The following is a 13623-nucleotide window of genomic DNA, read 5'->3' on the forward strand; positions in this document are numbered from 1 at the left end:
CTGCCATATGGGGCTGGATAGACGGCTCGGCAAGGCACTGCAAGTAGACAATATTATAACGGTGACCTATCATTATTCCTTAGCGCAAGGGGAAGCTTCACATGGTCGAATATCCCTGGCCCAATCTGGCCGCCATGTTCTTCGATCAGGCCCGGCAGCGGGAAAACAGGCCGTTCCTGTGGGCCAAACAGAATGGGCTCTACGTGGCCCAGACCTGGGGCGAATGCGCCCGACAGGCCGAATCCCTGGCCCGCGCCCTGCGCGCCCATGGCATCACCGACGGTGACCGGGTGGTGCTGGTCTCGGAAAACCGTCCCGAATGGCTGATTGCCGACATCGCCATCATGGTGGCCGGCGGCATCACCACCCCGGCCTATGTCACCAACACGGTCGAGGATCACCTGCATATTCTCACCAACAGCGGGGCCAAGGCGGCCATCGTTTCCACCCGCCGTCTGGCCGAGCGGCTGCTGCCTGCCGCCCATCAGGCTCCAGAAGCGCATTTCGTGATCGCTATGGAGCAGCCGGACATTTCCCAGTCCCTGAGCCTCGACGTGCTGGACTGGCACGACCTGCTGGCCGAGGGGGCTCGCTCCAACGACGACGTGGCGGCCCGGGTCGCCAAGCTGTCGCCGGAAGATACCGCCTGCATCATCTACACCTCGGGTACCGGCGGCGTGCCCAAGGGCGTCATGACCCCGCACCGGGCCATTCTGCACAACTGCATGGGGGCGCGCGACGCGCTGGAGGAACTGGGGTTGGACAATGAGGTTTTCCTGTCGTTCCTGCCCCTGTCCCACTCCTATGAACATTCGGCGGGGCTGCATTTCCCGGTTTCCATCGGGGCGCAGATTTACTACGCCGAAGGCATTGAGCACTTGGGCCGCAATATGACCGAGGCGCGCCCGACCATCATGACCGCCGTGCCGCGCCTGTATGAAATGATGCACCAGAAGATTCTGCGCGGCATCGAAAAGACCGGCGGCAGCAAGGAGAAACTCTTTCGCAAGACCGTCGCTCTGGGATTGGCCCGGCTGCGCGGCGAACCCTTGGGAGCGGGCGGTTGGATCATGGACAAACTCCTTGATCTGCTGGTGCGCCGCAAGGTCAAGGCCAGTTTCGGCGGTCGTCTGAAGGCCCTGGTCTCCGGCGGCGGACCGCTGAATCCGGACATTGGCCTGTTTTTCACCGCGCTGGGCCTGCGCATCCTGCAAGGCTACGGCCAGACGGAATCCGGGCCGGTGATCAGTGTCAACCGCCCCAATCTGGTCAAAATGGAGACAGTCGGCCCAACGGTGCTCAACACCGAACTGCGACTGGCGGCGGACGGGGAGATTCTCTGTCGCGGTGATTTGGTCATGAAGGGCTATTGGCGCAACCCCGAGGCCACCGCCGAGGTGATGAAAGAGGGTTGGCTGCATACCGGCGACATCGGTGAAATGGATGAGGATTGCTATATCCGCATCACCGACCGCAAGAAGGATATCATCGTCAATTCCGGTGGCGACAACATCTCGCCGCAACGGGTCGAGGGGTTGCTGACCCTGGAGCGGGAAATTGCTCAGGCGCTGGTCTACGGCGACCGGCACCCCCGTCTGGTGGCGCTGATCGTGCCCGATTCGGATTGGCTCGACCAATGGTGCAAGGCCCATGGCAAACCCCAGGACCTGGAGTCCCTGATCGACGACGAGGACCTGCATCGAGCCCTGCGCCCGGCCATCGACCGGGTCAACGCCCAAATCTCCAACATCGAGAAGGTGCGCCGCTTCTGCATCGCCCGGGAACCGTTCGGCATCGACAACGAACAAATGACCCCGACCCTGAAAATCCGCCGCCACGTAATCCGCCAAATCTATGGGGATCGGTTGGAGGCGCTGTACGGGTAGGCGTCCCTACTCCACCCAGGGAATATGCAGGGTATTGGTCGCCCCCGGAGTGCCGAAGGGAATGCCCGCCATCACCACCAAACGCTCGCCCGCCTCGGCAAAACCTTCGTGCTTGGCGATGGAGATGGATTTCTGAATCATCTGCTTGAGGCTGGTGATATCGGGCGTGACCACCGAATGGATGCCCCAGACCAGGGCCAGACGCCGCGCCACGTTGACGCTGGGAGTCAGTCCGAGAATGGGCACTTCCGGGCGTTCCCGCGCCGCGCGCAGGGCGGTCGAGCCGGAAAAGGTGAAGCTGATGATGGCCGAGGCAGAAATGGTCCGCGCCACCTGAGCCGCAGCGGCGCTGATGGCGTCGGCGGCGGTCGCTTCGGGAGCCGAGTCGCCGCCCTTGTTGCGGCGCGAATAGAAGTGATCCTTCTCCACCCGCCGGATGATGCGGTTCATCATGCTGACCGATTCCACCGGATAGTCGCCGACCGCCGTTTCCGCCGACAGCATCATGGCGTCGGCGCCATCATAGACCGCCGTCGCCACGTCGGAGGCCTCGGCCCGGGTCGGGGCCGGTGCGCGGACCATGGAATCGAGCATCTGAGTGGCCACCACCACCGGCTTGCCGGCCCGGCGGCAGGCCGAGATAATGCGTTTTTGCAGCGCCGGGACCTCTTCCGGCGGGAATTCCACGCCCAGGTCGCCGCGGGCGATCATCAAGCCGTCGGACAGATCAATGATTTCTTCCAGGTAGTCGATGGCCGACGGCTTTTCCAGCTTGGCCATGACCGCCGCCCGACCGGCGACGATCTTGCGCACCTCGGCAATGTCCTCGGGACGCTGCACGAAGCTCAGGGCCACCCAATCGACGCCCATGTCGAGGCCGTATTGCAGGTCCTTGCGGTCCTTGTCGGTCAATGCCGCCAGATTGAGCATGGCGTCGGGGACGTTGACCCCCTTGTTGTCCGACAATTCGCCCGGCGTGATGACCTGGGTATCGACGAAATCATCGCTGCGATGCATGACCCGCAGCCGCACCTTGCCGTCATCGAGCAGCAGATCGTTGCCCTCGCGCAGGGTTTCGAAAATCTCCGGGTGAGGCAGCATGACCCGGCGCTGGTTACCCGGCTCCGGCAACTGGTCGAGGCGGAACGGCGATCCGGTCTGCAACCGGATGGCTCCCTGACCAAACTTTCCGATGCGCAGCTTGGGGCCTTGCAGATCCATCAAAATTGCGACCGACCGCTGAAGGTCCTTCTCCACCTGGCGGATCAGGTCGTAGCGGCGCTGATGGTCTTCGTAGCTGCCATGGCTGAAGTTCAGCCGAAAGACATCCACTCCGGCTTCGATCAGTTCCTGGATTCGCGGACGGGTCGTGGTCGTCGGCCCGAGGGTCGCAATGATTTTGGCTTGGCGGTTTCTTCTCATGATGAGCCGAGATATAAAAGCAAACCTCTCAAATCGCCATATCTTTTACTGTGATCACCAAAAATTCACTCCTGGATGCCAATCTGCAAGGACTGCTAGACTTCTCCGAGCCCCCTAGAAAAGAAGCTCATGGCCTTTTTCAGCGACGCCCTACTCAGCCTGTTCATGGACAAGGACGCCCGCCGCGAACTGCGCAAGGTGCGGCTGCGCCAGGGTATCGCCCGCCGCCTGCGTCAGGTGGGGTTGATCGACCGGGAAGCTCAGGTCGCCCAGTTGCGGGCGCAAAACCGCCAACAGGCCCAGGACTCCCGCAGCGACCTCATCGCCCAGGCCAAAAAGATCCGCCACAAACAACAGGACCTGTTCAAGGAACTGTCCCCCGAGCAGCGCGCCAAGCTGCGTCTCTTGGCTCAAACCATGATGGGTCCGCCGCCCGGCAACGGCCAGAAATGAATCGCCATATTGGATTTGCCTTCTCCCGCCTCGGCGGATAGTTTGACCGGCGACGCTCGCCGCCGACAGGACCCGCCCTATGGCCGACATCCCTTCCGCCAGAGACAACGACACCGCCATGCTGAAAAAGCAGCTCCTGGAACTGCACGATTACATGCAGCAGGTGCGCCGGGAAATCGCTGCCATCCATCGCCCGCCCGACCCGGATCACCATTTTTCGGTGGTCGGCGACCAGTTGGACGCCATCGTCGTCGCCACCGAGGAGGCGACCCATGAAATCATGGAATGCATGGAGTCCAATGCCCGGATCATCGAGGAACTGCGCCCGTCGATGGCCGATGCGGCGCAACGGGAGCGCCTTTCGGCCCTCGCCGCCAATGGCACCCGCGTGTTCGAGGCCTGCACCTTCCAGGACATCACCGGCCAGCGGATCACCAAGGTGGTGACGTCGCTGAAATATCTGGAGACGCGAATCAATGCCATCGTCGATGTAGGGGGACGCCAGCAGGTGGAAACCACTCCGGTCGCGGCGGTGACCCAGGAAGCAGACCGTGCGCGGCTCGCCGGACCGGCCTTGCCGGATCAGGGCATCAGCCAGGAAGAAATTGATAAACTTTTCGAGTGAGGATCATGTTGCACACATCATTTCGACTTTTCGCCTTCGTATCACTCATCATCATGGGAGCCTTGTCCATGCCCCAGGACGCCACCGCCGCCGACCCGGAAAACACCCTGTATCTCGAACTGCGCGACGGGCGCGTGGTCATCGACCTGCGCCCCGATCTGGCCCCACGCCATGTGGCCCGAATCAAGGAACTGGTGCGCCAGAAGTTCTATGACGGGCTGACCTTCCATCGGGTGATTCGCGGCTTCATGGCCCAGACCGGCGACCCCAGCGGCGACGGCACCGGCGGCTCCGGGGTCAAGCTGGCCGCCGAATTCACCGACACCCCGTTCGAACGTGGCACCCTCGGCATGGCCCGCTCGTCGAATCCCAACAGCGCCGATTCTCAATGGTTCATCTGTCTGGGACGGGCCGGACACCTGGACGGTCAATATACCGTCTGGGGTCAAGTCTCGGCGGGCATGGAATTCGTCGACAACATCAAGAAGGGGGCCGATCACCTCAACGGCCAGGTGCGCAATCCGGACCGCATCACCACCCTGCGCGTGGCCGCTGACGTGGCGCAATAGCCTCAGCAACGCACGGCAAAACGAACTCGGGCGTGAAAACAGAAACAACCTGTTTTCACGCCCGAAGAACATTCGAGAAAGAGAGACGCAAAAAAGCCACTGAGATTTGTGCTTCTATGCGGAAAATATAATATAAAAACAACCTGCAAATGTCAAGCCTGACTGACTATAATATCTTCAAGGATGTGAGGTCTGGTTAATTATTGTGCAATTGCAAACATATTAATCTGATCTTGGCGCGCTGCCACGGATTACATTGAACTTCCGACTGTGTGGTTCGGGGCAATCTTCGCATTCCTGTTTGGCATGTGACAAAGGCTCAGAAAACATATGTGTGGAATTTGCGGCGACATCCGCTTCGACGGAAGCCCGGCCTCCCTGACATCCGTTGATAAAATGGTCGCGGCGATGGTGCCGCGCGGTCCGGACAGCGGTGGGGTTTATGCCCAAGGTCGCGTGGCGTTCGGTCATCGTCGGCTGAAGATCATCGACCTCAGCGACCATGCCCAGCAGCCCATGGTGGACCCGGACCTGGGCCTGACCATCGTGTTCAACGGCTGCATTTACAATTACCAGGACTTGCGCCGGGAACTGCAAGACCTGGGCTATGCGTTCTTTTCCCATGGCGACACGGAAGTCATCCTGAAAGCCTACCATGCCTGGGGAACCGACTGCGTGGACCGCTTCCACGGCATGTTCGCCTTCGTCCTCCATGAGCGCGACAGCGGGCGCATTGTGATGGCCCGCGACCGTTTCGGCATCAAGCCGTTGTATCTGGCCGAACAGCCGGGCGGCCTGCGCTTCGCCTCCACCCTGCCCGCCCTGCTCAAGGCGGGGAACGTGGATAGCGCCATCGACCCGGTGGGCCTGCATCACTACATGCATTGGCACGCCGTTGTTCCGGCGCCTCATACCCTGCTCAAGGGGGTGCGCAAACTGCCCCCCGCCTCCCTGCGGATCATCGAGGCCGACGGGCGCAGCCGGGAAACGGTCTATTGGCGACTGCCCCTGAATCAGAGCGCCGAGGACCATGCCCGTTCCGCCGAGGACTGGATGGAACAGGTGATGGAGAGCCTGCGATTGGCCGTGCGGCGGCGCATGGTGGCCGATGTTCCGGTCGGAGTCCTACTGTCCGGCGGTCTGGACTCCAGCCTCATCGTCGGCCTGTTGGCGGAACAGGGTCAGACGGGTCTGAGCACCTTTTCGGTCGGCTTCGAGGAAGCGGGCGGAGAAAAGGGCGACGAATTTCAATATTCCGACCTGATTGCCCAGCATTACGCCACCGACCATCATCAGATTTTCGTTCCCTCGGCGCGCCTGCTGGACGCCCTGCCGCGCACCATCGCCGCCATGTCCGAACCCATGGTGAGTTACGACAACGTGGGATTCTTTTTGCTTTCCCAGGAGGTTTCCAAATACCTCAAGGTGGTGCAAAGCGGCCAGGGGGCGGACGAAATCTTTGCCGGATATCACTGGTATCCGCCGATGGTGGGCAGCAACACAGCGCTGGACGACTATCAACGGGTGTTTTTCGACCAGAGCGAAAGCGACTACGCCCAGATGGTACGGCCCGATCTGGCCGGGACCAATTACAGCCGTGATTTCGTCGCCGCGCATTTCGCCGAACCGGGCGCCGACCGGGCGGTCGACAAGGCGTTGCGCCTGGACTCGACGATCATGCTGGTGGATGACCCGGTCAAACGGGTGGACAACATGACCATGGCCTGGGGCCTGGAAGCGCGCGTGCCGTTCCTGGATCATGAACTGGCCGAACTGGCCGGGCGCATTCCGGCCGAACTGAAGGTCGAGGGCACCGGCAAGTGGGTGCTCAAGGAAGCGGCCCGCAAAGTCATCCCGTCCGCCGTCATCGACCGGCCCAAGGGCTATTTCCCGGTGCCCGCCCTGAAATACATCGAGGGGCCGTACTTGGAGATGGTGAAAGACTTTTTGCACAGCGACCGCTGTCAATCGCGCAACCTGTTCCAAGGCGGTTACGTGGACAGCCTGCTGGCCGACCCTAAATCCCATATCACGCCGTTGCGCGGCTCCAAGCTCTGGCAGGTGGCCCTGCTGGAGATGTGGTTGCAGGAACAGGGAGTTTGAGCCCATGACCACCCCGGACAAAGGCACGGTCAGTCCCCAGGACCTCACATCCATGGCCTCGCTCAAACATTGGGGCGCGTTGCCCGCCGGCGAGGGCATCGACGCCATGCAACAGGAAAGAACCGTCGATTGCGGCTGGGGACGGCTGATCTTCGGCCAGACGTTCAAGGACCCCAAGCGACTGGCCGACACCATCCGCAAGGAAAAGTCCGGGCGGCGCGACGTGGCGCTCTATCCCCGCGCCCCCAACGTGGTGTTGTCCTTCGCGCCACAGGAACTGTTTCTCGATCCGTCGCTGACCCTGCGGCTGAATTTCCGCTATTACAAGCCGGGTCACGTCAAACCAGTGGGCGTCACCGTCCGCGCCTTGCAAAGCGGCGACGATGAAGAAGCGATCAATCGCATCTACATGGCCCATCACATGGTCCCGACCTATGATGGTTTTTACGCCAAGGCGGTAGAATCCGATGTCATCACCGTGCTGATCGCCGAGGATGCCGAGACCTCGGAGATCATCGGCGCAGTGACCGGGGTCGATCATTTTGCCGCCATCGACGATCCGGACAACGGCAGCAGTCTGTGGGCCTTGGCCGTCGATCCCCAATGTCCCCGTCCCGCCGTCGGCGAATCCCTGGTCCGGGCACTGATCGAACTCTATGCCAAACGGGGTCGCAGCTTCCTCGACCTGTCGGTGATGCACGACAACAAGCAGGCGCTCGCCCTTTACGACAAGCTGGGCTTCCAGCAGGTGCCGGTCTACTGCATCAAGCACAAGAACACCATCAACGAGCAACTCTACCTGGGGCCGGACCCGGTCGAGGGATTGAATGTCTATGCCCGCATCCTGACCAACGAGGCGCGCCGCCGGGGCATTCATGTGGAGGTGCTGGACGCGGCCTGCGGATTCTTCCGGCTGTCCCTCGGCGGCCGCTCCGTGACCTGCCGGGAATCCCTGAGCGAATTGACCACGGCCATCGCCATGAGCCGCTGCGACGACAAGGCGGTGACTCGCCGGATTCTCTTGAGCGAGGGCATCCGCGTCCCCGAACAGACGGTCGTGCGGACGCCCGAGGACATCGAATCCTTCCTCAGGAAACATGGCCGGGTGGTGGTCAAACCGGCCCAGGGGGAACAGGGGCGCGGCATCCGGGTCGACCTCAGCGCCCTGCCGGACGTGCTCACCGCCGTTTCGGAGGCACGCGAGATCTGTGACAAGGTGCTGCTGGAGGAATTCGTGCGCGGCGAGGACCTGCGCATCATCGTCATTGATTTTGAAGTGGTCGCCGCCGCCGTCCGCCGTCCGGCCCAGATCAAGGGCGACGGCAAGCGTTCGGTGCGCGACCTGATCGAATACCAGAGCCGCCGCCGGGCCGCCGCGACCCACGGCGAAAGCACCATTGCCCTGGATGCGGAATGTGAACGCTGCGTACGGGAAGCAGGCTATGAAATGTCTGACATCCTGCCCGACGGGATCAAGATCCGGGTCCGCAAAACCGCCAACCTGCACACCGGCGGCACCATCCACGACGTCACCGACCGGCTGCACCCGGTGCTGGGGCGGGCCGCCATCCGGGCGGCGCGGGCGTTGGATATTCCGGTGGTCGGATTTGACTTCATGGTGCCGGATGTGGAAGGTTCGGACTATGTGGTCATCGAGGCCAACGAGCGCCCCGGTCTGGCCAATCACGAACCCCAGCCGACGGCGGAAAAATTCATCGACCTGCTGTTTCCCTATACCAAAAGGTCCTGATCATGAATGGTTTGCCCGTCGACCTGGACTATTTGCAGGCGATTCTGAAAAAGCTGCTGGCGACGCCCAGTCCATCGGGCATGACCGATAACATCGTGCGTCTGGCCTGCGCCGAGTTGGAGCACTTGGGAATCCATTACGAACTGACCCGGCGCGGGGCGATCCGGGCCACCCTGCCCGGCGAGAGCTATTCGCCACGGCGCGCCATCATCGGCCATCTGGATACCCTGGGGGCCATGGTCAAGCAGTTGAAGCGCAACGGGCGGCTCTCCGTGGTGCCGATCGGTCACTGGTCGGCCCGCTTCGCCGAAGGGGCTCGCTGCACCGTCCACAGCGACGACGGACGCACCTTTCGCGGCACCATTCTGCCACTGAAGGCTTCCGGTCACACCTACAACAAGGAAGTGGACAGCCAGCCCTCGGCCTGGACCAATCTGGAGATCCGCCTCGACGAGACCTGTGCCAATATCGACCACCTGTGGGACGTAGGCGTGCGCATCGGCGATTTCGTCTCCATCGACACGCAAACGGAATTCACCGACAACGGCTTCATCAATTCCCGCCATCTGGACGACAAAGCCGGGGTCGCCTGCATGCTCGCGGCGGCCAAGGCCATCCTGGACAACGGCATTCTGCCGCCGTTGGATTGCCATTTGTTGCTCACCATCTCGGAGGAAGTGGGCGTCGGGGCCTCCCATATCCTGCGCGGCGACGTGGCGGAAATGGTGTCGGTGGACAACGGCACCGTGGCCCCGGAGCAGAATACCAGCGAGTTCGGCGTGACCATCGCCATGCAGGATTCCAGCGGTCCCTTCGACCGCCATCTGACCCGTCACCTGATCGAACTCTGCCACCGGGACAAGCTGGAATTCAGCCGCGACATTTTCAACTATTATCGTTCCGATGCCGCCTCCGCCCTGGAGGCGGGCAGCGATATCCGAACCGCCCTGGTCTGTTTCGGACTCGATGCCTCCCATGGCTACGAGCGGGTGCACCTGGGCTCGCTGGACAATCTGGCTCGACTGCTGGCCGCCTATGTGGCATCGCCCCCCCTGTTCGCCAAGAACCAGACCGTCATGGGTCCCGAAGAGGATTATCCGCTGATCTCGAAAACCACCGAGAAACAGGCCCGGAGTTGACCCGGGATAGGGAAGTATCGACATTCTGCAACTTCGAGGCATTTTAGACTTGCCTCCCCCGGGCCGACGGCATACCCATGAGCCCATGCTTATCCTGTTCATCATCGTGTTCATCGACCTGATCGGCTTCGGAATCATCATTCCGTTGCTGCCGTTCTATGGCGAACATTTCCAGGCGACTCCGGACACGGTGGGTCTGCTCATGGCGACCTATTCGCTGACCCAGTTCATCGCCGCGCCGTTTTGGGGGCGGCTGAGCGATCATCGCGGACGGCGACCGATCCTGCTGCTGACCCTGGCCGGGCTGTCCCTGTCCTATGTGATGCTGGCCTACGCGGACTCCCTCTTGCTGCTGTTCGCCGTCCGCGCTTTCGGCGGCTTCATGGCGGGCAACATTTCCACTGCTTTCGCCTATGTGGCCGATATCACCACCCCGGCCAACCGGGCCAAGGGCATGGGCGCGGTCGGCGCGGCCTTCGGGCTGGGTTTCATCTTCGGCCCGGCGATCGGCGGCATCCTGGCCGGACACGATCCCGCCACCGCCGATTTCTACGCCCCCTCCATGGCCGCGGCGGGCATGTCCGCTCTGGCCTTTCTGCTGGCCTTGGTCAAGCTCAGGGAATCCCTGTCGCCGGAAATCCGGGCCCGGATCAAGGATCGCCCGAAGCGCAAACGCTCGCTGCAAATCCGCGAGGCCTTTTCCCGCCCGGTACAGGGCCGCTATCTGCTGCTGATGTTCCTGTCGACCTTCGTCTTTGCCGGGATGGAAACCACCTTCGCCATGTGGTCGGAGCGCCAGTTCCAATGGGGGCCGCTGCAAAACGGCTATCTGTTCGCCTGCGTCGGCCTGTTTTCCGCCGCCATGCAGGGCGGTCTGGTCGGACGTCTGGTGCGCATATTCGGCGAAGCCAAGCTGGTGGTTCTGGGCTCGGCCGGACTGGCCATCGGGCTGGGCATTCTGCCGCTGTCCAACGACTTGATCGTGCTGTCGGTATCCATGGTGTTCATGGCCGGAGGATTCAGTCTGTTGCAGCCCTCCCTGAACAGCCTGCTGTCACTCTCGGCGGGCGAGGAAAATCAGGGAGGCATCATGGGCGTCATGCGTTCGGTCGCCACCCTGGCCCGGGTGGTCGGTCCGGCCTGGGCCGGTTTTCTGTTCGCCAGTTTCGGTCGCGAATGGCCCTATTTCGGTGGTGCCATCATTGCCGCCCTGGTGGCGCTGATCGCCCTAGTCGCGTTGCGCCAACCGCCGGTGGCCGAAGCGGTCACCGAAGACGCCTAACAGCTTACTGAATAAGCCAGATGTGGCGGATGTGGCGACACATGCTTCGACAAGCTCATGCTTCGACAAGCTCAGCATGAGGAAATTCATTATTTCAATAAGTTAGCCTCACTCTGAGCTTGTCGAAGGGCGAGGCGGGACGCAGAAAAACGGCTTTTTCAGCAAGCGGCTAAAGCGAAACACGGACTCCGGTCTTTTCGCTCAGTTCCCGGGCCAGCAATTCTGACAGGATGTCGTCGCTGCGGGTCGAGCGCCAGACGCCGTCTTCGTAGGCATAGTGGCTGGCCCCGCTGACCGGCGACGACAGCCAGATTTGGCGGGTCGGGGCCTGCTTGTTGACCACGTATTGCCCGACCCCTTCCAGGTCGATGGTCAGGATGCCGCTCTGGAATTCCACATCGGCCACATCGCCGATAAGCTCGTCGATGATTTCCGCATAGCTGTCGAGGGTCTTGTCGGCGATGGTTTCGAAGGTGCTGGCGTCCATGTTCGGCTCCTCAGGTTGGCTGCCTCTTAGATAAAGCGACCAAAGCCGCAGAACAACCCTTGCGCCCACATCCAGGCTTCGCTATACAAGCGCCTTCGAATTTCGGAGCGCGAGACATGAAAAAAGACATTCATCCAGAGTACCACGAGATCACGGTCCAGATGACCGATGGGTCCACCTTCACCACCCAGTCCACCTGGGGCAAGGAAGGCGACGTGTTGAAACTGGATATCGACGCCAAATCGCATCCGGCCTGGACCGGCGTGCACCGCCTGCTCGATTCCGGCGGCCAGCTGGCCAAGTTCAACAAGAAGTTCTCCAGCTTCGGGATCAAGCAGTAAGCTTCCCGAGCCACCTTCTGTATATTTTCAAGGCCCCGAGAGCAGTCCTCCGGGGCCTTGAGTTCATTTGACCAGTCCGAGGCCGTGCAACAGGCCGTGCAGGCCGTGCTTGTCGGCAACGCCCAACCATAGGGCCGCGATCCCCAGCAGCAATAGCAACAAGACGGCGAATTTCATGGCTCACTTCCTTGGGCCTGGAACCTGGAATCCCGTCCACTGTACCGATGCAGCGGCAAGATTCCATCCGCTTCATCAGACGGAAAAAAATTTTCCTTGCCCCCCTTGCGACCGAAAAAATCCAAAATAAATTGAACCGTGAGGACGGAATGCCGGTTGCGGGTTCCGGGCCTCGTGAACCGGGAGCGCCTGCGGGCGTCCCACATGAAACATCCATGTTGCTCAAAGGAGAACATGCCATGACCCGTTACGATTTCTCTCCCCTGTTCCGTTCCACCGTCGGCTTTGATCGCATGCAGCGTTTGATGGACAGCGCCTTGCGCCTGGACGAGACCAATGCCGCCTATCCGCCCTATAACATCGAAAAGCTGGGCGAGGACAACTACCGGATCACCATGGCGGTGGCCGGGTTTGCCGAGTCAGACATCGAGCTCACGGTAGAGAACGCCACCCTCACCGTTTCCGGTCGCATTGAGACCCCCGAAGACGGCACCACCTATCTGCATCGCGGCATCGCCACCCGCGCCTTCCAGCGCCATTTCCAACTGGCCGACCATATCAAGGTCTCTGGGGCCAGCATGAAGGACGGGCTGCTGCATATCGACCTGGTGCATGAGGTGCCCGAGGCCCTGAAGCCGCGCAAGATCGAGATCAGCGCGGGTGACACGCCGAAGAAGCTGGAGCAAAAAGCGGCCTGACCGCGCTCCCGCTTAAATGAATGCGGGGCGTCTCTGAAAGGGGACGCCCCCGTCGTTCGGACCTTGATCCCAAGCGCCGAATGGGTCATGAGTTGGGCCAGCGTCTTTTTCACCGCATCGGGAGTTTGCCCCATGAACCGCAACGTTGGCCGTATCGACCGGGCGATTCGCATCGTCGTCGGAATTGTCGTGTTCTTCCTGTTTTTCGCCCTGGAGACTCCGATGAACTACATCGGACTGCTTGGACTGGTGCCGCTGGGGACCGGACTACTGGGTTGGTGCCCGCCCTATGGGCTGTTCGGCATCAACACCTGTTCCGTTGCCGAGCAAAAAGAACAGGCCTAACCCGCACATGAAATCGCCGCCTCGCGAAGTGGGCGGTGCGAGGCGGCGTTAGTCAGGGAGGTATCCAAGTCAGATCGGGGGATATCCGATCAAGGCCAGAATACCGGCCATTCCTTAAGAGCCGATTAACGGCAGATTAAAACTTAAAGACCGATTCCGCCCCGGCCCGGGCCGCCTGCTTGCCCTCGATGGCCGCCCGCGCCCGTTCGATCTCGGTTTCCAACTGCGCGATATAATCCCCCAGGGCTTCAATGGACATGCCCGCCAAGTCGGGCGCCCCCACCACCGGCCGCTTGGGTTCCAGATCGTCGGTATCCATGTATTCACTCCCTGCCCTGTTCGATGC

The 13623-nt window shown here is 61.5% G+C and carries 14 protein-coding genes; 11 read left to right on the forward strand and 3 right to left on the reverse strand.

What is annotated here, in order from left to right:
* The first annotated feature begins 101 nt into the window (after window positions 1-101).
* The gene (locus ACYQ1P_RS15185; protein ID WP_460021185.1) at window positions 102-1886 is read left to right on the forward strand and encodes an AMP-dependent synthetase/ligase; all 1785 of its coding nucleotides are present in this window, start codon (window positions 102-104) and stop codon (window positions 1884-1886) included.
* 6 nt (window positions 1887-1892) lie between these two features.
* Here the strand turns inward: ACYQ1P_RS15185 and pyk are convergent, their stop codons facing one another.
* Window positions 1893-3308, reverse strand: coding sequence for a pyruvate kinase (gene pyk, locus ACYQ1P_RS15190; RefSeq protein ID WP_460021186.1), 1416 nt, complete (start codon window positions 3306-3308; stop codon window positions 1893-1895).
* Between the two features lie 129 nt (window positions 3309-3437).
* Between pyk and ACYQ1P_RS15195 the strand changes: the two genes are divergently transcribed.
* The 7 genes from ACYQ1P_RS15195 to ACYQ1P_RS15225 all read left to right on the forward strand — a co-directional run bounded on the left by ACYQ1P_RS15195 (window position 3438) and on the right by ACYQ1P_RS15225 (window position 11229).
* Window positions 3438-3761 carry a hypothetical protein gene (locus ACYQ1P_RS15195; protein WP_460021187.1) on the forward strand — a complete coding sequence of 108 codons (324 nt, stop codon included), beginning with the start codon at window positions 3438-3440 and terminating at the stop codon, window positions 3759-3761.
* Window positions 3762-3840: 79 nt separating this feature from the next.
* Complete coding sequence (locus tag ACYQ1P_RS15200; protein WP_460021188.1) at window positions 3841-4386, forward strand: protein phosphatase CheZ; 546 nt, start codon at window positions 3841-3843, stop codon at window positions 4384-4386.
* 68 nt (window positions 4387-4454) lie between these two features.
* On the forward strand, window positions 4455-4955 hold the full coding sequence (locus ACYQ1P_RS15205) for a peptidylprolyl isomerase (protein WP_460021189.1): 501 nt from the start codon (window positions 4455-4457) through the stop codon (window positions 4953-4955).
* Window positions 4956-5285: 330 nt separating this feature from the next.
* Window positions 5286-7058 (forward strand): N-acetylglutaminylglutamine amidotransferase, encoded by a 1773-nt coding sequence (locus tag ACYQ1P_RS15210; RefSeq protein WP_460021190.1) that lies wholly within the window; start codon window positions 5286-5288, stop codon window positions 7056-7058.
* A 4-nt stretch (window positions 7059-7062) separates the two neighbouring features.
* Window positions 7063-8808, forward strand: a complete 1746-nt coding sequence (ngg, locus tag ACYQ1P_RS15215; protein ID WP_460021191.1) for an N-acetylglutaminylglutamine synthetase — start codon at window positions 7063-7065, stop codon at window positions 8806-8808.
* A gap of 2 nt (window positions 8809-8810) precedes the next feature.
* The gene (locus ACYQ1P_RS15220; RefSeq protein ID WP_460021192.1) at window positions 8811-9947 is read left to right on the forward strand and encodes an osmoprotectant NAGGN system M42 family peptidase; all 1137 of its coding nucleotides are present in this window, start codon (window positions 8811-8813) and stop codon (window positions 9945-9947) included.
* A gap of 85 nt (window positions 9948-10032) precedes the next feature.
* On the forward strand, window positions 10033-11229 hold the full coding sequence (locus tag ACYQ1P_RS15225; protein WP_460021193.1) for an MFS transporter: 1197 nt from the start codon (window positions 10033-10035) through the stop codon (window positions 11227-11229).
* A gap of 169 nt (window positions 11230-11398) precedes the next feature.
* Here the strand turns inward: ACYQ1P_RS15225 and cyaY are convergent, their stop codons facing one another.
* Window positions 11399-11716, reverse strand: a complete 318-nt coding sequence (cyaY, locus tag ACYQ1P_RS15230) for an iron donor protein CyaY (protein WP_460021194.1) — start codon at window positions 11714-11716, stop codon at window positions 11399-11401.
* Between the two features lie 116 nt (window positions 11717-11832).
* Here cyaY and rpmE point away from each other — a divergent pair, with 116 nt between their 5' ends.
* The 3 genes from rpmE (at window position 11833) to ACYQ1P_RS15245 (ending at window position 13277) form a co-directional block, all read left to right on the forward strand.
* Entirely contained in the window at window positions 11833-12057 is a 225-nt protein-coding gene (gene rpmE, locus ACYQ1P_RS15235; protein WP_460021195.1) for a 50S ribosomal protein L31, read from the forward strand.
* A 416-nt stretch (window positions 12058-12473) separates the two neighbouring features.
* Window positions 12474-12932: an Hsp20 family protein gene (locus ACYQ1P_RS15240; protein ID WP_460021196.1), complete on the forward strand. Its 459-nt coding sequence runs from the start codon at window positions 12474-12476 to the stop codon at window positions 12930-12932.
* 132 nt (window positions 12933-13064) lie between these two features.
* Window positions 13065-13277, forward strand: coding sequence for a YgaP family membrane protein (locus tag ACYQ1P_RS15245; RefSeq protein ID WP_460021197.1), 213 nt, complete (start codon window positions 13065-13067; stop codon window positions 13275-13277).
* A gap of 136 nt (window positions 13278-13413) precedes the next feature.
* On the opposite strand, the gene ACYQ1P_RS15250 is transcribed toward ACYQ1P_RS15245, so the two are convergent.
* On the reverse strand, window positions 13414-13596 hold the full coding sequence (locus tag ACYQ1P_RS15250) for a DUF1192 domain-containing protein (protein WP_460021198.1): 183 nt from the start codon (window positions 13594-13596) through the stop codon (window positions 13414-13416).
* Between the last annotated feature and the right edge of the window lie 27 nt (window positions 13597-13623).

The sequence above is a fragment of the Magnetospira thiophila genome (assembly GCF_054657015.1).

Coding starts and splice junctions, on each gene's coding strand:
- ACYQ1P_RS15225 (WP_460021193.1), top strand. CDS start 10,033: ATGCTTATCCTGTTCATCATCGTGTTCATCGACCTGATCGGCTTCGGA.
- rpmE (WP_460021195.1), top strand. CDS start 11,833: ATGAAAAAAGACATTCATCCAGAGTACCACGAGATCACGGTCCAGATG.
- ACYQ1P_RS15205 (WP_460021189.1), top strand. CDS start 4,455: ATGCCCCAGGACGCCACCGCCGCCGACCCGGAAAACACCCTGTATCTC.
- pyk (WP_460021186.1), bottom strand. CDS start 3,308: ATGAGAAGAAACCGCCAAGCCAAAATCATTGCGACCCTCGGGCCGACG.
- ACYQ1P_RS15200 (WP_460021188.1), top strand. CDS start 3,841: ATGGCCGACATCCCTTCCGCCAGAGACAACGACACCGCCATGCTGAAA.
- ACYQ1P_RS15220 (WP_460021192.1), top strand. CDS start 8,811: ATGAATGGTTTGCCCGTCGACCTGGACTATTTGCAGGCGATTCTGAAA.
- ACYQ1P_RS15195 (WP_460021187.1), top strand. CDS start 3,438: ATGGCCTTTTTCAGCGACGCCCTACTCAGCCTGTTCATGGACAAGGAC.
- cyaY (WP_460021194.1), bottom strand. CDS start 11,716: ATGGACGCCAGCACCTTCGAAACCATCGCCGACAAGACCCTCGACAGC.
- ACYQ1P_RS15250 (WP_460021198.1), bottom strand. CDS start 13,596: ATGGATACCGACGATCTGGAACCCAAGCGGCCGGTGGTGGGGGCGCCC.
- ngg (WP_460021191.1), top strand. CDS start 7,063: ATGACCACCCCGGACAAAGGCACGGTCAGTCCCCAGGACCTCACATCC.
- ACYQ1P_RS15210 (WP_460021190.1), top strand. CDS start 5,286: ATGTGTGGAATTTGCGGCGACATCCGCTTCGACGGAAGCCCGGCCTCC.
- ACYQ1P_RS15240 (WP_460021196.1), top strand. CDS start 12,474: ATGACCCGTTACGATTTCTCTCCCCTGTTCCGTTCCACCGTCGGCTTT.
- ACYQ1P_RS15245 (WP_460021197.1), top strand. CDS start 13,065: ATGAACCGCAACGTTGGCCGTATCGACCGGGCGATTCGCATCGTCGTC.
- ACYQ1P_RS15185 (WP_460021185.1), top strand. CDS start 102: ATGGTCGAATATCCCTGGCCCAATCTGGCCGCCATGTTCTTCGATCAG.